At 56.8% G+C, this 18,521-nt stretch carries 21 protein-coding genes; 11 read left to right on the top strand and 10 right to left on the bottom strand.

Annotated elements, in window-relative coordinates; all coding sequences use genetic code 11:
* Positions 1-85 precede the first annotated feature (85 nt).
* A complete protein-coding gene (locus tag RMR24_RS02130) occupies positions 86-1,060 on the bottom strand; it encodes a bifunctional riboflavin kinase/FAD synthetase (protein ID WP_310613444.1) in 975 nt (324 codons plus the stop codon).
* A gap of 108 nt (positions 1,061-1,168) precedes the next feature.
* Here RMR24_RS02130 and RMR24_RS02125 point away from each other — a divergent pair, with 108 nt between their 5' ends.
* On the top strand, positions 1,169-1,726 hold the full coding sequence (locus tag RMR24_RS02125; RefSeq protein WP_310613443.1) for an HNH endonuclease: 558 nt from the start codon (positions 1,169-1,171) through the stop codon (positions 1,724-1,726).
* Positions 1,727-1,857: 131 nt separating this feature from the next.
* On the opposite strand, the gene purN is transcribed toward RMR24_RS02125, so the two are convergent.
* Positions 1,858-2,448 carry a phosphoribosylglycinamide formyltransferase gene (gene purN, locus RMR24_RS02120; RefSeq protein WP_310613442.1) on the bottom strand — a complete coding sequence of 197 codons (591 nt, stop codon included), beginning with the start codon at positions 2,446-2,448 and terminating at the stop codon, positions 1,858-1,860.
* Positions 2,449-2,493: 45 nt separating this feature from the next.
* On the bottom strand, positions 2,494-2,730 hold the full coding sequence (locus tag RMR24_RS02115; protein ID WP_310613441.1) for a DUF1653 domain-containing protein: 237 nt from the start codon (positions 2,728-2,730) through the stop codon (positions 2,494-2,496).
* Between the two features lie 20 nt (positions 2,731-2,750).
* Here RMR24_RS02115 and RMR24_RS02110 point away from each other — a divergent pair, with 20 nt between their 5' ends.
* A complete protein-coding gene (locus tag RMR24_RS02110; RefSeq protein WP_310613440.1) occupies positions 2,751-4,085 on the top strand; it encodes an RsmB/NOP family class I SAM-dependent RNA methyltransferase in 1,335 nt (444 codons plus the stop codon).
* 52 nt (positions 4,086-4,137) lie between these two features.
* Complete coding sequence (locus RMR24_RS02105) at positions 4,138-5,349, top strand: fatty acid desaturase (protein ID WP_310613439.1); 1,212 nt, start codon at positions 4,138-4,140, stop codon at positions 5,347-5,349.
* A 62-nt stretch (positions 5,350-5,411) separates the two neighbouring features.
* Here the strand turns inward: RMR24_RS02105 and rpmG are convergent, their stop codons facing one another.
* The 3 genes from rpmG to trxB form a co-directional block, all read right to left on the bottom strand.
* Positions 5,412-5,582, bottom strand: coding sequence for a 50S ribosomal protein L33 (rpmG, locus tag RMR24_RS02100; RefSeq protein WP_100131508.1), 171 nt, complete (start codon positions 5,580-5,582; stop codon positions 5,412-5,414).
* Between the two features lie 25 nt (positions 5,583-5,607).
* Positions 5,608-5,841 (bottom strand): 50S ribosomal protein L28, encoded by a 234-nt coding sequence (gene rpmB, locus RMR24_RS02095; RefSeq protein ID WP_100131507.1) that lies wholly within the window; start codon positions 5,839-5,841, stop codon positions 5,608-5,610.
* A gap of 114 nt (positions 5,842-5,955) precedes the next feature.
* A complete protein-coding gene (gene trxB / locus RMR24_RS02090) occupies positions 5,956-6,912 on the bottom strand; it encodes a thioredoxin-disulfide reductase (protein WP_310613438.1) in 957 nt (318 codons plus the stop codon).
* Between the two features lie 104 nt (positions 6,913-7,016).
* On the opposite strand from trxB, the gene RMR24_RS02085 reads away from it, so the two are divergent.
* The 8 genes from RMR24_RS02085 to RMR24_RS02050 all read left to right on the top strand — a co-directional run bounded on the left by RMR24_RS02085 (position 7,017) and on the right by RMR24_RS02050 (position 15,434).
* Positions 7,017-9,368 (top strand): DNA translocase FtsK 4TM domain-containing protein, encoded by a 2,352-nt coding sequence (locus RMR24_RS02085; protein ID WP_310613437.1) that lies wholly within the window; start codon positions 7,017-7,019, stop codon positions 9,366-9,368.
* The gene (gene lolA / locus RMR24_RS02080; RefSeq protein WP_310613436.1) at positions 9,361-10,011 is read left to right on the top strand and encodes an outer membrane lipoprotein chaperone LolA; all 651 of its coding nucleotides are present in this window, start codon (positions 9,361-9,363) and stop codon (positions 10,009-10,011) included. Before RMR24_RS02085 ends, lolA begins: the two co-directional genes overlap by 8 nt.
* A 2-nt stretch (positions 10,012-10,013) precedes the next feature.
* On the top strand, positions 10,014-10,544 hold the full coding sequence (locus RMR24_RS02075; protein ID WP_310613435.1) for a DNA-deoxyinosine glycosylase: 531 nt from the start codon (positions 10,014-10,016) through the stop codon (positions 10,542-10,544).
* A gap of 76 nt (positions 10,545-10,620) precedes the next feature.
* The gene (locus RMR24_RS02070; protein WP_310613434.1) at positions 10,621-11,910 is read left to right on the top strand and encodes a replication-associated recombination protein A; all 1,290 of its coding nucleotides are present in this window, start codon (positions 10,621-10,623) and stop codon (positions 11,908-11,910) included.
* Between the two features lie 3 nt (positions 11,911-11,913).
* Positions 11,914-12,843, top strand: coding sequence for a branched-chain amino acid ABC transporter permease (locus RMR24_RS02065; RefSeq protein WP_310613433.1), 930 nt, complete (start codon positions 11,914-11,916; stop codon positions 12,841-12,843).
* Between the two features lie 2 nt (positions 12,844-12,845).
* Positions 12,846-13,937, top strand: coding sequence for an ABC transporter permease subunit (locus tag RMR24_RS02060; protein ID WP_310613432.1), 1,092 nt, complete (start codon positions 12,846-12,848; stop codon positions 13,935-13,937).
* Positions 13,934-14,704 carry an ABC transporter ATP-binding protein gene (locus RMR24_RS02055; protein WP_310613431.1) on the top strand — a complete coding sequence of 257 codons (771 nt, stop codon included), beginning with the start codon at positions 13,934-13,936 and terminating at the stop codon, positions 14,702-14,704. Before RMR24_RS02060 ends, RMR24_RS02055 begins: the two co-directional genes overlap by 4 nt.
* 1 nt (position 14,705) lies before the next feature.
* Positions 14,706-15,434, top strand: coding sequence for an ABC transporter ATP-binding protein (locus RMR24_RS02050; protein WP_310613430.1), 729 nt, complete (start codon positions 14,706-14,708; stop codon positions 15,432-15,434).
* A gap of 25 nt (positions 15,435-15,459) precedes the next feature.
* Here the strand turns inward: RMR24_RS02050 and RMR24_RS02045 are convergent, their stop codons facing one another.
* The 4 genes from RMR24_RS02045 to RMR24_RS02030 are packed head-to-tail and all read right to left on the bottom strand — an operon-like array spanning position 15,460 to position 18,504.
* On the bottom strand, positions 15,460-15,660 hold the full coding sequence (locus RMR24_RS02045; protein WP_104801216.1) for a DUF2788 domain-containing protein: 201 nt from the start codon (positions 15,658-15,660) through the stop codon (positions 15,460-15,462).
* 6 nt (positions 15,661-15,666) lie between these two features.
* Positions 15,667-16,443: a DUF2189 domain-containing protein gene (locus RMR24_RS02040; protein ID WP_310613429.1), complete on the bottom strand. Its 777-nt coding sequence runs from the start codon at positions 16,441-16,443 to the stop codon at positions 15,667-15,669.
* Positions 16,444-16,448: 5 nt separating this feature from the next.
* On the bottom strand, positions 16,449-17,459 hold the full coding sequence (locus RMR24_RS02035) for a tripartite tricarboxylate transporter substrate binding protein (protein ID WP_310613428.1): 1,011 nt from the start codon (positions 17,457-17,459) through the stop codon (positions 16,449-16,451).
* 13 nt (positions 17,460-17,472) lie between these two features.
* Positions 17,473-18,504 carry a CDP-6-deoxy-delta-3,4-glucoseen reductase gene (locus RMR24_RS02030; protein WP_310613427.1) on the bottom strand — a complete coding sequence of 344 codons (1,032 nt, stop codon included), beginning with the start codon at positions 18,502-18,504 and terminating at the stop codon, positions 17,473-17,475.
* Between the last annotated feature and the right edge of the window lie 17 nt (positions 18,505-18,521).

The following is an 18,521-nucleotide window of genomic DNA, read 5'->3' as shown; positions in this document are numbered from 1 at the left end:
CTGGCTGCTAAACCCAAAAGCGGGGCAGCTAGCTAAATCAGGCAGATGCGGGGCAATGTGCAGCAAGAGGGGGCTGCACGCCCCGTCAAATTCGGGCTGCGAGCCAAGCGCGTGCATCGTCGCAGTCTTTGTGTATGCCTTGCATCAAGGCGTCCAGACCGTCGTACTTCAGCTCGTCGTGTAATTTGTGCAGCAGTTCCACGCGGATAATTTTACCGTAGCCCCCCTCAGGGCCTAGGCTGGCGGGCCAGTCGAGGCAGTGGGTTTCGAGCAGGACGCGGCCACCATTCACATCTGAAGTGTCGAGCGAGGGGCGGATGCCCAAATTGGCGACGCCTGCCAAGGGCTGATTGCTCAGGCCGTAAACCTGCACCACAAAGATGCCGCTGGCAGCGGGCTTCCAGTGGCTGAAACGCAGATTGAGCGTGCGGCAGTTCAACTCGCGGCCCAGTTTGCGGCCATGCACCACATGGCCCGAAATGGCATAGGGGCGGCCCAGCAACTGCGCCACTTCTTGCATCGCGCCACGGCCCATGGCCTCGCGCACGGCTGAGCTGGACACGCGCAAGCCCCGGACTTCGTAGCTGTTCATGCGGGCCACATCAAAGCCGAGCTTGGCGCTTGCGGCGTCCAGCATGGCGTAGTCGCCCGCGCGTTTGGCCCCAAAGCGGAAGTCGTCACCCACCAGCACGTATTTCACGCCGAGGCCTTTGACCAGCACGTCTTCGATGAAGGCCTGAGGCTCTTGAGAGGCAAAGGCTTGGTCAAACGGCAGCACCACACATTGATCGATGCCGCACGCACGCAGCTCGTTGAGCTTGTCGCGCAGTGAGGCAATTCGGGCGGGGGCCAGGTCGGGCTGTTGGTGCTGCTTGGCAAAGAAGTCGCGCGGGTGAGGCTCAAACGTCATCACGCAACTGGGTACGCCACGGTGGCGTGCCTCATTTTTCAGCAGGGCCAACATGGCTTGGTGGCCACGGTGCACGCCGTCAAAGTTGCCAATCGTCAGCGCGCAGGCTGAAGCCAACTGGGGGTGATGAAAACCTCGAAAAATTTGCATGGTTTGAGTGTGGGGCGACGAACATGAAACCGTCACCCAATAAAGGTATATTGTCAGCGATAGATGTGCATTCCCAATCGGTCGTTTTTTAGCGAATGGAGGTGAGGTGTGAAGGTCTTGAAACTGTCTGCCCAAGGGCTGCCGCAGTCGTGGATATCGCTGGAAGAAGCGGTCCTCCATTACGCGGCCGACGAAGTACGCTGGGAGTCTGGCGGCGAGGTGGCGGTGTTTCATGGCGGCACCAATGCCATCACGGGGCAGCAGTCCATCATCACGGTCAACAGCATCATCGGCACCAAGGGCGTGCCCAACATCAACCCGTTTGATTTGAAATCGGGTCTGACCAACGACAAACTCTTCAGCCGTGATCGCAACGTTTGCGCCTACTGCGGTGACCACTTCCACGAGTCAGAACTCACCCGCGAACACATTCGACCCATTGGCCAAGGCGGCCCCAATGTGTGGATGAATGTGGTGACGGCGTGCAAATCGTGCAATCACCGCAAGGGCAACCGCACGCCTGAGCAAGCGCGTATGCCTTTGCTTTACACGCCTTATGAGCCTTCGTTGTGGGAGGACTTCATCTTGCGCAATCGCCGTATCTTGGCGGACCAGATGGAATTTTTGATGGCGCATGTGCCTAAGAGTTCTCGGCTCTTGGCTTGATCCTGTCTGGCTTGCCTTGCGTTTCTGACGCTCCGCCGAGAGGGATATGGGCAGCTTCCTCATGCTGGGGTACCAGAAATCGTCAGCTGCCCATATCCCTCTCAGCTGCGGGCTTCTTCAATCGGTGGTTGTTAATCTGCCAATAACGCCGCCACTGCCTTGGGATAAATCAAATGTTCCTGCGTCAACACCCGTGCAGCCAGTGTGTCTGCGGTGTCGTTGGGCAGCACGGGCACTAGCGCCTGCGCGAGGATGGGGCCGTGGTCTAGTTCGGCGGTCACACGGTGCACCGTGGCTCCGGCAAATTTGCAGCCGGCTTCGATGGCGCGTGCGTGGGTGTTGAGGCCTGTGAAGGCTGGCAGTAATGAGGGGTGGATGTTGATGAGTCGGCCTTCGTAGTGCGCCACAAAGCCTGGGGTGAGTATGCGCATGAAGCCAGCCAAAACCACAAGGTGGGGCTGGTGTTGGTCGATCTCGGTCATCAAGGCGGCGTCGAAGGCTTCGCGGGGTTGTGGCTGATCGGCAAAGGCTTTGTGGTCGACCACCGCAGTGGCGATGTCGTGTTGTTTGGCAAAGGCCAAGCCTTCGGCGTCGGCTTTGTTGCTGATGACGGCGCTCACGCGGGCGTTGAGGCGTTTGGCCCAGTTTTGTTCTTCTGCGGTGCGAATGATGGCGGCCATGTTGGAGCCGCCGCCAGAAATCAGGATGACGATGTTTTTCATTGCCGCGAATTATCGCGGGGCAGGCAACGCCGCTGCATACACGGCTTAGTTGGTTTTAACGAAACGCGGCTGGATCACGCCGTCAATCAACACTTGTTCGTTAAACATGGCCGCAGGACGCACCCACAGGCCGTGCGCACCGTAGAGGGCGCGGTACAGGGTCATGGGTTCTAGTGTTTCGCTGTGGCGTACGGTGCCAATCACCTCGTATTGGCCGCCTTTGTAGTGGCGGTAGAGGCCGATGGGAGTTTCTTGCAATGGGGGCAGGTCTTGGTCGTTCATAGGGTGGGACAATACACCCTATGCATCCAAAAGCCCTCCTTGAAGCTTGTACTGAGCTTGTTCGCCTCACTTTGAAGTTTGACCACCCTGCCGACGCAGTGGTGTCTAAGTTTTTCCGTGATTACCGTAAAACCTATGCCTTCGGCCCGCGCGAGCGTGCGGCCTTGGCCGAAACCACCTACAACGTGTTGCGCAACAAACTGCGCTTCGACCACTTTGCGCCCTCGGGCTCTGGCCCCAAAGAGCGTCGCTTGGCCATCCTTGGCTTTGCCCAGCACTTGAAAGACCAAGCGCCTGCCAACAACGCACCCAAAAGCGCCAAGCATGCCAACAACAGCCCGCTCGATTTTCTGAACAGCGCTTTGAACAAACAAGAAGCCGCTTGGCTCGAAGCCTGCGAAGCGGTCAGCCCTGCCGACCTGATGGAGCGCCATCGCCACAACATGCCCGAGTGGTTGGTGGAGCCGCTCAAAGCCCAAGTGGGCGAGGGCTTTTGGCCTTTGGTCGCGCGCCTGAATGGCGGCGCACCGCTGGACTTGCGCGTGAACACCTTCACCGACAAACGCGCCGATGTGCAACACGAGTTGAAGCTCGCGGGCATCAAGGCCGTGGACACACCGTTCTCGCCTTGGGGTTTGCGCATTGAAGGCAAGCCAGCTTTGTCGGGGCTTGACGCGTTTTCGCGTGGCGCGATTGAGGTGCAAGACGAGGGCTCGCAGTTGTTGGCCTTGTTGCTCGATGCCAAGCGCGGCGAGATGGTGGTCGACTTTTGTGCGGGCGCGGGCGGCAAGACGCTTGCCATTGGCGCGTCCATGCGCAGCACCGGCCGCTTATATGCGTTTGACACCTCGGGCCATCGCTTGGAATCGCTCAAGCCTCGTTTGGCACGTAGCAAGTTGTCCAACGTGCACCCATCTGCTATTGCGCACGAACGCGACGAGCGCGTGAAGCGCCTGAGCGGCAAGATTGACCGCGTGTTGGTCGATGCGCCTTGTTCGGGCCTTGGCACCTTGCGCCGCAACCCTGACTTGAAATGGCGTCAATCACCCAAGGCTGTGCAAGAGCTGACTGAAAAGCAAACCTCCATCTTGGCCAGCGCCGCGCGCTTGGTGAAGTCGGGTGGCCGCTTGGTGTATGCCACGTGCAGCGTGTTGCCCGAAGAGAACGAGGCCATTGCCCAAGCCTTCGGCGCAGCGCACCCTAACTTTGAGCCGTTGTCAGCAGCCGACACCTTGACCGAACTAAAAGTAGCCAATGCCGCATCTCTTTGTACGACAGACGGCTTGTATTTGCGTCTTTGGCCCCACATACATGCCACGGACGGCTTCTTTGCTGCGATTTGGGTAGCCAAATAAGGCCCAAAACTTTAAAATTGACAGTTGATCTCTACACGTTGAAAGACATTACATGTTGTTACCCAATTGGGCTTGGCTTGACGCCACGTTGAACTGGCTGAGCTACGGCTTGCTGCATTTCTCTGGCTGGCAAGTCTTCATCGTCACGATGGTGCTCACCCACATCACCATCGCCAGCGTGACCATTTATTTGCACCGCCACTCCGCACACCGGGCTTTGGATTTGCATCCTGTGGTGTCGCACTTTTTCCGTTTCTGGTTGTGGCTCACCACGGCCCAAGTGACCAAAGAGTGGACCTCCATTCACCGCAAGCACCACGCCAAGTGCGAGCAAGCGGATGACCCACACAGCCCCCATGTGCACGGCATCAAAACCGTGTTGTTCACGGGCGCCGAGTTGTACCGCAAAGAAGCCGAGAACCTCGAAACCCTTGAGCGTTTTGGCCACGGCACGCCCAACGACTGGATTGAACGCAATGTCTACACCCCTCACTCGGTGCTGGGTGTGTCGTTGATGCTCGTCATCAACTTGGCTTTGTTCGGCGCCTTGGGCCTGACCGTGTGGGCCGTGCAGATGATGTGGATTCCCATCACTGCGGCTGGCATCATCAATGGCGCAGCGCACTACTGGGGTTACCGCAACTTTGAGGCGCCAGACGCCAGCGCCAATATTTCGCCATGGGGCATCCTCATTGGCGGCGAAGAGTTGCATAACAACCACCACACCTACCCCACATCGGCCAAGTTGTCGGTCAAGCCTTACGAGTTCGACTTGGGCTGGTTGTACATCCGCATTTTGGAAACCTGCGGTTTGGCTACTGTGAAGAAAACAGTGCCGAAGTTGGCCTTTGGTGACATCAAGCCCGTGGCCGACGAAAAGACGTTGGAAGCTGTCATTGCCAACCGCTACGAAGTGATGGCCAATTACGCCCGTCAATTGCGCTTGGCCATGAACCAAGAGCTGTCCAACATGCCGATCTTGCCTGCCGATTCTGTTTTGGCTGCCGCCAAACGCTGGATGCACCGCGACGCCGAGAAAGTGCCTGCCACCGTGGCAGAGCAACTGGCTCAAGCCCGCGCTGCCTTGCCCAACGTGGACACCATGGTGAAGATGCGTGAAGAATTGCGCCAACTCTGGCTCAACACCAACCACAACCGTGCCCAGCTGGCGCTTGACCTGCAAGCATGGTGCAAACGCGCTGAGGCCAGCGGCATTGCTGCTTTGCAAGAGTTCTCCATGCAAATGCGTGCTGCACGCGTGTAAACACAAAACGCACAGACAATAAAAAACCCGCCTAGGCGGGTTTTTTATTGGGCCAATCTGAATTACTTCAGTTTGGTTTCCTTGTATTCAACGTGCTTGCGAGCTTTGGGATCAAATTTCATGATCAACATTTTCTCGGGCATTGTTTTCTTGTTTTTGCTGGTCGTGTAGAAGTGACCTGTGCCGGCTGTCGATTCCAGCTTGATTTTTTCGCGTCCGCCTTTGGATGCCATGATCGTGTCCTTTCAGTAACTGGAATTAAGCTTGACCGCGCGAGCGCAAGTCAGCCAACACGGCGTCGATGCCGTTTTTGTCGATCAAACGCAGAGCTGCGCTAGAAACGCGCAAGCGCACCCAACGGTTCTCAGTCTCTACCCAGAAACGGCGGTATTGCAGGTTAGGCAAAAAACGACGTTTTGTCTTGTTGTTTGCGTGGGAAACATTGTTCCCAGACATTGGGCCTTTGCCCGTTACTTCACATACGCGTGCCATGTGGACACTCCATATCAACGGCGGTCGTTCCCACGAGCGCCTCACCTCGCCAAAAAGGGTGGCGGTAACCCATCTCTTCACTGAATTCAGCAAAGCCTGAGATTGTAGCGTCTTTTAATGGACGCCTTGCTCCAAGAAGCGTTGGGCGTCCAAGGCGGCCATACAGCCCGTGCCCGCGCTAGTGATGGCTTGGCGGTAAATGTTGTCTTGCACGTCGCCAGCCGCAAAGACGCCGGGCACGCTGGTCATGGTGGCAAAGCCCTCTGAGCCGCTCTTGGTCAGCAAATAGCCGCCTTTCATGGCCAGTTGGCCTTCAAAAATGCCAGTGTTGGGTGAGTGACCAATGGCAATGAAGCAACCTTGGGTGGCAATGTCGCGGGTGCTGCCGTCGGCTGTGCTCTTCAAACGAATGCCTGTCACGCCCGAAGCGTCGCCCAGCACTTCGTCCAAGGTGCTGTTGGTTTCGAGCACGATCTTGCCTGCGGCGACTTTTTCCATGAGCTTGTCGATCATGATGGCTTCGGCCTTGAAGGTGTCACGGCGATGCACCAAGTGCACTTTAGAAGCAATGTTAGATAGGTACAGGGCTTCTTCCACAGCGGTGTTGCCGCCGCCGACCACGCTGACCACTTGGTCGCGGTAGAAGAAACCATCGCATGTGGCGCAACCCGACACGCCGCGGCCCATGAAAGCCTCTTCAGAGGGCAAGCCCAAGTACTTGGCCGACGCTCCGGTGCAGATGATGAGGCTGTCGCAGGTGTAGGTGCCGCTGTCGCCAGTCAAAGTGAAGGGGCGCTTGGAGAAATCGACCTTGTTGATGTGATCAAACACGATTTGGGTGTTGAAGCGCTCAGCGTGTTGCTGAAAGCGTTGCATCAGCTCTGGGCCTTGCACACCATTCACGTCGGCGGGCCAGTTGTCGACTTCGGTGGTGGTCATCAATTGGCCGCCTTGGGCCATGCCAGTGATCAACAGCGGCTTGAGGTTAGCGCGGGCCGCATAAACGGCGGCGGTGTAGCCAGCAGGGCCGGAGCCGAGAATCAAAACTTGGGCGTGTTGGGTGGTAGACATTTGAGGAGCGCAATCAAAGAGACAATAAAGGCAAGATTGTAAGAACCTCTCCCTTTACCCCTGACGGCGCAAGGTTGCCGCTCGGGTAAGCTCTGCCTCTAGACATGACTTACTCGCTCAATACATTAAAGAACGACCCACGCGCATCTTCGGCCGATGGGGACCACAAGCCCACAGGTTTTCGCCGCTTTGCGCAAGAAATTGCGCTGACGGCTGGCTTTGTGTTCATGACCTTTTGGTTGCTGGCTCTGCTCACCCATTCGTCGCTAGACCCCGCATGGACGACCTCGGGTGCAAGCGGCACGGTACGCAACTTTGGCGGCCGCTTAGGCGCTTTGTTTGGTGACTTGAGCTTTTTCTTGCTGGGCTACTCGGTGTGGTGGTGCTATGCCGCTGCTTTGGTGGCTTGGCTGGCGGCTTTGGCTAACCGTTTGCGTGATGAAGACGAACCAGCCCCCGAACACACAGGCTGGCGCTACACCCGCTTTGCGTTCTGGATGGGCTTGGCTTTGTTGCTGATTTCCAGCACCGGTCTAGAGTGGACGCGCATGTACCGCTTCGAAGACCGCTTGCCCGGTCACAGCAGTGGCGGTGTGTTGGGTTATCTGGTGGGTCCATCGAGTCTCAACTGGCTGGGTTTCAATGGCTCGGGCTTGATATTTATTGTGTTCGGTGTGGTCGGTGCTTCGTGGGTGTTCCGTTTTTCATGGGGACAAACAGCCGAAAACATGGGCGCTTTGCTAGACGGTTGGTACGAAACATGGCGCGAGCGCCGCGAGCGCGAAGAAGACGTGGCCTATGGCCTCGTGGCTGCCCGCGAGCGCGAAGAGGTGGTGTTTGAAGAGCGTGTGGAAATCAAAGAACACCCGCCTATCGCTGTGCACATCGAGCCGGAAATGATGGAAGTGCCCAAGAGTGCACGCGTTGCCAAAGAGCGCCAAAAAACCTTGTTCACCGATGCCGCGACCGATTCGCGTTTGCCGCAAGTCGACTTGCTGGACGATCCGCTGATTCGCCAAGACACCGTGGCCCCCGAAACGCTGGAAATGACCAGCCGCATGATTGAGAAAAAACTCAAAGACTTCGGCGTGGAAGTGCGTGTGGTGGCTGCGTCGCCCGGTCCTGTGATTACCCGCTACGAGATTGAGCCCGCGACAGGCGTGAAGGGCTCGCAAGTGTTGAACCTCGCCAAAGACTTGGCGCGTTCTTTGTCGCTGGTGTCGATTCGTGTGGTCGAAACCATCCCTGGTAAAAACTTCATGGCGCTGGAGTTGCCCAACGCCAAGCGTCAGTCGATTCGCTTGAGTGAGATTTTGGGCTCGGACGTTTACAACGAATCTAAGTCCATGCTGACCATGGGTTTGGGCAAAGACATTGTGGGCAATCCCATCGTGGCCGATTTAGCCAAGATGCCTCACGTCTTGGTGGCGGGTACCACGGGCTCGGGCAAATCGGTGGGTATCAACGCCATGATTTTGTCCTTGCTCTACAAGGCCGAAGCACGCGATGTGCGCCTGCTGATGATCGACCCCAAGATGCTGGAAATGTCGGTGTACGAAGGTATTCCACATTTGCTGGCCCCTGTCGTGACCGACATGCGTCAAGCCGCGCACGGCCTGAACTGGTGCGTGGGCGAAATGGAAAAACGCTACAAGCTGATGAGCAAACTCGGCGTGCGTAACCTCGCCGGTTACAACGCCAAGATTGACGAAGCCGCAGCGCGTGAAGAGTTCATCTACAACCCCTTCAGCTTGACACCCGAACAGCCTGAGCCACTGCAACGCCTGCCACACATCGTGGTGGTGATTGATGAGTTGGCCGACTTGATGATGGTGGTGGGCAAGAAGATTGAAGAGCTCATTGCACGTCTGGCACAAAAGGCGCGTGCGGCGGGCATCCATTTGATTTTGGCCACGCAGCGCCCCAGTGTGGATGTGATCACGGGCCTCATCAAAGCCAACATCCCCACGCGCATTGCGTTCTCGGTAGGCTCCAAAATTGACAGCCGCACCATCCTTGACCAAATGGGTGCTGAGGCGCTGTTGGGCATGGGTGACATGTTGTACATGGCCAGCGGCACAGGCTTTCCGGTGCGTGTACATGGCGCGTTTGTGAGCGACGAAGAAGTGCACCGCGTGGTGAACTACTTGAAGAGCCAAGGTGAACCTGATTACATCGAAGGCGTTCTCGAAGGCGGCACGGTCGATGGTGACGGCAATGCCTCTGGCCCTGATTTGTTTGGCGAAGTGTCGGCTGAAAAAGACCCGATGTATGACCAAGCCGTAGAGGTGGTGCTGAAGAATCGCAAGGCCAGCATCTCGTTGGTCCAACGCCACTTGAAGATTGGTTACAACCGCGCCGCACGCTTGGTGGAAGACATGGAGAAGGCGGGCATGGTCAGCGCCATGAGCAGCAATGGTCAGCGTGAAATTTTGGTGCCTAAGCGTGATGAATAAGTGTGCTGCTTTGGCGGCGTTGCTACTGAGCGCAAACTTGGCCTGCGCGAACAGCCTCGACACACTGGAAACGTTTTTGAAATTCACCAAGAGTGGCCGCTCTGATTTCACGCAAGTGGTCACACCACCTGCGAAAGCAGGGCAGACCACGGTGCGTAGCAAAACGTCCACAGGGCAGTTTTCGTTCATGCGTCCTACACGTTTTCGGTTTGATTACGTCAAACCTTTTCCACAAGTCATCGTGGCCGACGGTCAAACCTTGTGGCTGTATGACGCCGACCTAGAACAAGTAACAGCACGCAAACAAGCGCAAGCCTTAGGCAGCACCCCTGCCGCCTTGGTGGCTACTGCGGTGGACTTGAGTGCCTTGCAAAAAGAATTCAGCCTAGAGGCGCAAGCCGATGCTGATGGGCTGCAATGGGTGCAAGCCACGCCTAAGAACCGCGAGAGCACCATCCAATCGGTGCGCATGGGCCTGCGAGCCGATGGTGCACAGGTTAGCCTGTCTAAATTAGAAATTTTTGACGCCATGGGCCAGCGCTCGGTACTCAGCTTTGAGCGTTTTGAAGTGAATCCAGCCAACCTAGGCGCAGCGCAGTTCAACTTTGCGGTGCCCAAAGGCGTTAGCGTCATTCGACCTTGAGCATGAGCGCGATCCCAACACAGGCCAAGCCCGTGTTGCAAGGCTTATCACCTTTGCTGGACGCCAACACACGCTTGGTGGTGCTGGGCAGCTTTCCTGGTGTGGCTTCGCTGCGAGCGCAGCAGTATTACGGTCACCCGCAAAACCAATTTTGGAAAATCATGGCCACGCTGTTGTCGCCCAATGCAGCAGAGGTGTTGGCTATGCCCTACACCGAGCGTGCGCAATGGTTGCTCAGCCATGGCGTGGGTTTGTGGGATGTGTATGCCGCGTGTGAACGCGTGGGCAGCTTGGATGCCCACATTCAAAATGCCCAATCTAACGATTTGCAAAGCTTGCGCGAACATTGCCCTGACTTGGTGGCGATTGCACACAACGGCGGTGAAAGCTTCAAGCACGCCAAGCTCACCCGCGCTTTGGGTTTGTCCGTGTACCGACTGCCATCGACCAGCCCTGCGCATGCCAGCTGGACATTCGCGCGTAAATGCGAGGCTTGGCGTGAGGTGTTTCAAGCGGCAGGTTTATTGAGCTGAGTGGATACATGTTGCCAGTCGAAAGCTAAGCCCTTCGCTACACTCAGAGCTCGTTCCAATCAAAGCCTTTTTTAGCGTGTCATCCACCCACATCCCACTCGCCGAACGCCTGCGCCCGCGCACGCTGGGCGATGTCATTGGCCAGCAACACTTGCTGGGCGAAGGCATGGCGCTGCGTGTGGCGTTTGAGTCAGGCCAACCACACAGCTGCATTTTGTGGGGCCCACCCGGCGTGGGTAAAACCACCATCGCCCGTTTGATGGCGGATGCGTTTGATGCGCAGTTCTTGTCCATCAGCGCTGTGCTTGGCGGGGTCAAAGAAATTCGTGAATCGGTGGAGCAAGCTATTGCCGCCCGCGATTCGCTGGATCCCAAACGCACCATCATGTTTGTGGATGAGGTGCACCGCTTTAACAAGAGCCAGCAAGACGCTTTTTTGCCGCATGTTGAATCGGGGTTGTTCACCTTCATTGGCGCGACCACTGAGAACCCTTCGTTTGAAGTGAACTCCGCTTTGCTATCACGGGCCGCGGTCTATGTGTTGCAGTCTCTGAGTGTGGAAGACCTGACGCAAATCATTGCCAAAGCGCAAGCGCTAGGTGCTGTGCCTGCGTTGGAAGAGGCCGCCTTACAGCGACTGATTGCTTATGCCGATGGCGATGCGCGTCGCTTGCTCAACACGCTAGAAACCTTGTCGGTTGCGGCCAACCGCGAGAAGCTAGAAGAAATCAACGACGCATGGCTCATGCGTGTGTTGGGCGAACGCATGCGCCGTTACGACAAAGGTGGCGAACAGTTTTACGACACCATCAGTGCGTTGCACAAATCGGTGCGTGGCTCTGACCCCGACGCAGCGTTGTATTGGCTGGTCCGCATGTTGGATGGCGGTGCCGAGCCCAAATACATGGCGCGCCGTTTGATTCGCATGGCCGCCGAAGACATTGGCTTGGCCGATCCCCGCGCCTTGCGTTTGGCACTGGACGCGGCAGAGGTGTACGAGCGTCTCGGTTCGCCCGAAGGCGAGTTGGCCTTGGCCGAGTGCGTGGTGTATCTGGCGGTCGCGCCGAAGTCGAACGCGGTCTACAAAGCCTACAACGAAGCCAAAGCCCTTATCAAAAAAGACGGCACGCGCCCTGTGCCCATGCACCTGCGCAATGCGCCGACCAAGATGATGAAAGATATGGACTGGGGCAAGGGCTACCGCTATGCCCACGACGAAGAAGATGGCTTTGCTGCGGGTGAAAACTACATGCCTGAGGGTCTAGAAAATACGGGCTTTTACCGCCCTGTGGAGCGCGGTTTAGAGATCAAAATCGCTGACAAATTGCGCCACTTGCGCGACAAAAACCAACAAGCAGGTAAATAACAAATGGACGTCTTGCTTCAACAAGTCATCAACGGCTTGGTGCTCGGCAGCATGTACGCGTTGGTGGCTTTGGGCTACACCATGGTCTACGGCATCATCAACCTCATCAACTTCGCGCATGGCGAGGTGTTGATGATTGGTGCTTTGTGTAGCTGGTCGGTCATCGGGTTTTTGCAGCCGCTCATGCCCAACACGCCGGGCTGGGTGTTGCTCATCATCTCCATGGTCTTGGCGTCCATTGCTGCGGCAGCACTGAACTTCGCCATTGAAAAAATTGCCTATCGCCCGCTGCGCAATGCGCCCAAGCTAGCACCGCTGATCACCGCCATTGGTATGTCGATCTTGCTGCAAACGCTGGCCATGATTGTGTGGAAGCCCAACTACAAGCCTTTCCCTGCACTGTTGCCCACCACGCCGTTTGAAATTGGCGAGGCGGTGATCACGCCCACACAGCTGATGATCTTGGGCCTCACGGTGGTTGCCTTGGCGGTGCTGTCGTGGTTGGTCAACCGCACCAAGCTGGGCCGCGCGATGCGTGCCACAGCAGAGAACCCGCGTGTGGCTAGTCTCATGGGCGTGAAGCCCGATGTCGTGATTTCTGCCACCTTCATCATCGGCGCCGTGTTGGCCACGATTGCGGGTGTGATGTGGGCCATGAATTACGGCACGGCACATCACGCCATGGGCTTCTTGCCTGGCCTCAAAGCCTTTACCGCTGCCGTGTTTGGTGGCATCGGTAACCTGGGTGGCGCGGTGTTGGGTGGTCTGCTGTTGGGCTTGATTGAATCGATCGGTTCTGGCTACTTGGGCGAGCTGACGGGCGGTGTGCTGGGTAGCCATTACACCGACATCTTGGCGTTTGTGGTGTTGATCGTCACGCTCACGCTGCGCCCTTCAGGCCTGTTGGGTGAACGCGTGGCAGACAGGGCTTGAGTATGTTGCGACACAAAATATTTTCTAACCGTTGGCTCATGGCCGCTGTGTTGTTGACCTTGCCACTTGTGCTGCAAAGCTTTGGCAATGCGTGGGTGCGCATTGCAGACATGTCGCTGCTGTATGTGTTGCTGGCTTTGGGGCTGAATATTGTGGTGGGCTACGCAGGCTTGCTTGACTTGGGCTATGTGGCGTTCTTTGCCGTGGGCGCGTATTTATTTGGTTTGTTGGCATCTCCCCATTTGACCGATGTATTTCCGTGGATTGCCGTGATGTTTCCGGATGGCTTGCACTTGAGCCTGTGGCTTGTGTTGCCACTGGCGGCTGGTTTGGCGGGTCTGTTTGGTTTGCTGTTGGGTGCGCCCACTTTGAAGTTACGTGGCGACTACTTGGCCATCGTCACCTTGGGCTTTGGCGAAATCATTCGCGTGTTTTTGAACAACCTTGACCACCCCGTCAACATCACCAACGGACCCAAGGGCTTAGGGCAGATTGATGCGGTGCGTGTGTTTGGCTATCCCTTGTCCAAGCGTTTGGATTTGGGCTTCATCGAGTTGCCCTCGGTCACCTTGTATTACTACCTGTTCCTCGCATTGGTGGTCGTGAGTGTGGTGGTGTGTCACCGCCTCGAATATTCCCGCATTGGCCGCGCATGGATGGCCATTCGTGAAGACGAAATTGCAGCCAAGGCCATGGGCTTGAACACGCGCAACTTGAAGCTCATGGCCTTTGGCATGGGCGCTTCGTTTGGTGGCGTTTCGGGTGCGATGTTTGCCGCTTTCCAAGGCTTTGTGTCCCCTGAATCGTTCAGCCTCATGGAGTCGGTGATGATTGTGGCGATGGTGGTGCTTGGTGGCTTGGGGCATTTGCCCGGCGTTATTTTGGGCGCGGTGTTGTTGGCCGCGTTGCCCGAGATGCTTCGCTATGTGGCTGGCCCCTTGCAAGCCATGACGGATGGCCGCTTAGACGCCGCCATCTTGCGCCAGTTGCTGATTGCTTTGGCCATGGTCACCATCATGTTGTGGCGTCCACGCGGCTTATGGCCCACGCCTGAACACGGCAAGAACCTCAACCCACAAGGAGGTGCGCGATGAGCGACCTCGTGTTAAATGTCTCGGGCATTTCCAAACGCTTTGGTGGTTTGCAAGCCTTGACGGATGTGCGCATGCAAATTGAGCGCGGTCAGGTCTATGGCCTGATTGGCCCCAACGGCGCTGGCAAGACCACGTTTTTTAACGTCATCACGGGGCTGTACACACCCGACAGCGGCAGCTTTGAGTTGGCAGGTAAGCCGTATGAGCCGACCGAAGTGCACTTGGTGGCGCAAGCGGGCATTGCACGCACATTTCAAAACATCCGTTTGTTTGCCGAGATGACGGCACTCGAAAACGTGATGGTGGGCCGACATGTGCGCACGCGCTCTGGCTTGCTAGGCGCGATCTTCAGAACTGCCAAATTCAAAACCGAAGAGCTGGCGATTGAGCAACGCGCCCGCGAGCTGCTGGACTATGTGGGCATTGCCAAATTGGCCGACTACAAAGCGCGCACGCTGAGCTATGGCGACCAGCGTCGCTTAGAAATCGCCCGCGCCTTGGCCACCGACCCGCAACTCATTGCATTAGACGAACCCGCCGCTGGCATGAACGCCACTGAGAAAGTGCAGCTGCGCGAGTTGATTGACAAAATTCGTCGTGACCACCGCACCGTGCTGTTGATTGAGCACGATGTGAAGTTGGTCATGGGCTTGTGCGACCGCGTGACCGTGCTCGACTATGGCAAGGTGATTGCCCAAGGCACGCCGGCTGAGGTGCAGCGCAACCCGCAAGTGATTGAAGCCTATCTCGGCACGGGAGGGCATTGAGATGAAGCAAGACCATGCAGCGGTGCTGCTGAGCGTTCAGGATGTGAAGGTGGGCTATGGCGGCATTCAAGCCGTCAAGGGTGTGAGCCTAGAGGTGCGCGAGGGCGAGCTGGTCTCGCTCATCGGCTCAAACGGTGCAGGCAAAACCACCACCATGAAAGCCATCACTGGCCTATTGCCCTTGGGCGGTGGCCACATTGCGTTGGCGGGCAAAACCATTGATGGCCAAGGCCCTTGGGACTTGGTGCAACAAGGCTTGGCCATGGTGCCCGAAGGTCGCGGTGTGTTCACACGTATGACGATTGTGGAGAACTTGCAAATGGGCGCCTACATTCGCGACGACAACGCAGCGATTGCCGACGACATTGAACGTGTGTTCACCACCTTTCCCCGCCTCAAAGAGCGTCGTGATCAACTCGCAGGCACAATGTCGGGTGGCGAACAGCAAATGTTGGCCATGGGCCGTGCGTTGATGAGCCGCCCCAAAGTGTTGTTGCTTGACGAGCCATCGATGGGTTTGTCGCCCATCATGGTGGACAAGATTTTTGAAGTGATTCAAGAGGTGTCCGCCCAAGGCGTGACGATGTTGTTGGTCGAACAAAACGCCAGCCGTGCGCTGCAAATTGCAGACCGTGGTTATGTGATGGAGTCGGGCTTGATCACCTTGAGTGGCGACGCGCATGAGATGTTGCACGACCCCAAAGTGCGTGAGGCTTATCTGGGCGAATAAGCCTGCGCTTTGAAGAGAGGAGGGCTTAGCCCTCCATCATCCAAATCAACACTTGTTTGGCTACAAAGCCCAGCATGCCAAAGGCCAACACCAAGAACAACACAAAGGTGCCGAACTTACCGGCCTTGGATTCACGCGCAAGCTGAAAAATGATGAAGAGCATGTACAGCATGAAGCCGCCCACGCCAAATGTCAGCCCGAATTGGGCGAATTGTTCTTCTGTCATACAAGCTCAGTGCGCCGTTGGGTCGTAAACAACCAAGTCGCGGTAAGCGTGCCAACTGGCGTGGCCCAGCATTGGCACCACAGCGAGCAAACCTAAAAATGCAGAGCCAATCCCCAGCGCAGTGAACAGGCACAAAATGCCTGCCCAGCAGGCCATGGCTAATGGGTTCATCGCCACCACGCGCCAACTGGTGAGCACCGCTTGTTGCACGCTGAGTGTGGGGTGGTCCATCAGCAAAGGAAGGGTGACCAAGGTAGAGGCAAACATGGGTGCAGCAATGAACGCGCTCATCAGCACCCAAATTTCAAACAAACCAAATTCGGGTTGTAGTACCACCAGGCGAATGAAGTCAGCGGGCGTGTGCACGATGGCGGGCAACATCCAGTGAATCAATGCAGCAGAGCACACCAACCACCCTGCACTGGACAGCGCCAACAGCAAACCAAATTGAATCAAACGTTTGTCGCCACAGGTCCAAATGCGAAAAGCGTCTGTCAAGGTCGCTTCTTCGTTACGCTCTAAGCGTCGGCTGATGTCGTACAAGCCCATAGCCAGCAAGGGGGCCACGATCATGCAAGCTGACAGCATCGCGGCAATCCACCAAAAATCGTGACGTGCAAACCAAAACAAACCAGCACCGATGGTGGCGAGAATCAAGCCATGTGTCACGCCTGCTGTGGGGCAGCGTTCCATGTCTTTCCATGCCAATGCGAGCCAGTGCATGGGTCTGATCATTTCAATGTCTTTGACCTCAAGGGCTGGGTGGCGTGTGATGAGTTGCATGGGGTTCAGTCTATGCGCGCGCCTGAGCGCTTGATGATGGGCGCCCATTTGACAGCTTCATCATGAATCAATTGAGTAAATTGTTCCGGCGTGCCGCCCACAGGCTCAAGGCCTGCCGACTTGAGGCGTTCTTTCACTGACACGTCATTCAAGGCCGCATTCAAAGCGGTGTTGATGCGGTCTACCGTCGCGCGAGGTGTGCCTGCGGCCACGAGCACGCCGTTCCACGCCAAAGCCTCAAAACCTTTGAGTTCAGGTACACCGCTTTCAGCGACGGTGGGCACATCGGGCAGCAGTGGGTAGCGTTGTGCGCTGGTGACGGCTAGATATTTCAAGCGGCCTTGTTTGACTTGCGGTGAAATGACGGTAGGAACTGAGGCCATGAACTGTGTCTCACCCGACATGGTGGCCATCACGGCGGGCGGGCTGCCGTTGAAGGGAATGTGCACAGCGAAGGTGTTGGTCACAGCCTTGATGTATTCCATCGTCAAGTGCGACGAGCTGCCGTTGCCTACCGATGCAAAGTTGTATTTGCCGGGGGATGCTTTCATCAGTGCGACGGCTTCGCGCATATTGCCCACAGGCAACTGGGCGTTCACAGCAATCACATTGGGTTGTGATGTGGTGGTCATCACCGGCTGCAAATCTTTCAGCGGCTGATAGGGCAGTTTGGGGTACAGGTAAGGCGCAAACGACAAAGGTCCGTTGTACGACATGACCCAGGTGTAGCCATCGGGCGGCGACTTAGCCACTTCGTTGGTGCCTAGGGTGCCGCCTGCTTGTGGCTTGTTTTCAATGACAACGGTCTGCCCCAAGTTGTCTTTGAGCTTGTCTTGCATGGCGCGAGCAATGACATCAAGAGAGGAACCTGCGGGTGCCACCACGACCCAGCGGATCTGTTTGCTTGGAAAGTTTTGTGCGTGTGCACCCAAGGTGCAAAGCCCGACACCCAAGCTCATCAAAGCCGGCAAGAGGCGAAGCAGATGGCGGCGTGGAAAGGTGTGAAGGCTTTGCATGGTTTTCTTGGATTTAGGCTTTGTCAGCCGCTGAAGTGAACGAGTCCGCATAGAACTCATCCGATGGCAAACCCGCTTGGGTGTAAGCCGCACGGGCTGAGTCCACCACGATGGGTGCACCGCAGGCGTACACCTGATGACCGCTGAGGTCTGCGTGGTCTTGCAACACGGCGGCGTGCACAAAGCCTGTGCGACCTGTCCAGTGGTCTTCAGGCAAAGCGTCAGACACCACAGGCACGTAGGTGAGGTTAGGCATGGCAGCAGCTTGTGCCTGCACCCAGTTGTGCATGTACAGGTCCGCAGGGCGACGACCACCCCAGTAAAGGGTCACTGGGCGAGTGATGCCTTTGTGTTGCATGTGTTCAAGAATAGCCTTGATAGGCGCAAAGCCAGTGCCAGACGCCAAGAACACCAAAGGCTTGTCAGAGTCTTCACGTAAGAAGAAGCTGCCTTGTGGGCCTTCGATGCGTTGGATTTCTTTTTCCTTCATCGCGCCAAACACGTGGTCCGTGAATTTGCCACCGGGCATGTGGCGGATGTGCAGCTCAATCGCGGGCGCTCCCTCCACAAAGGTGTGAGGCGCATTGGCCATCGAGTAGCTGCGTCGGTCGCCATCGCGCAGCAAAAAGTCGACATACTGACCCGCGTGAAATTTCATGGGGTCGGTGGCAGGCAGTTGCAGCTTGACGATCATCACGTCGTGTGAGGCTTTCTCTAACGACATCACGCGCACAGGCATTTTCTTAATGGGGAATGCACCTTCTTCCACCACTTGGCGAGACTCCAGCACCACATCGCTGTGGGCGGTGGCGCAGCAGGTGAGCACAAAGCCGTTGGCCGCTTCTTCAGGGCTCAGGGCTTTTTCTTGGTGTTTGCCGTGGGTGACTTCGCCTGAAATCTTTTTGCATTTGCAGGAGCCGCAAGCACCGTCTTTGCAGCCATAGGGCAGGCCAATGCCTTGGCGCAGGCCGGCGGCCAGCAAGGTTTCGTCTGAAGTGGCGGTGAATGCGCGGCCGCTGGGCTGGACCGTGATGTTGAAACTCATCTTTGGGTATCCTTGAA

The organism is Limnohabitans sp. (assembly GCF_031539105.1).
Classification (GTDB): Bacteria; Pseudomonadota; Gammaproteobacteria; order Burkholderiales; family Burkholderiaceae_C; genus Limnohabitans.
The sequence above is the reverse complement of the archived record's forward strand: the minus strand, read 5'-3'. Positions and strand labels throughout refer to the sequence as shown.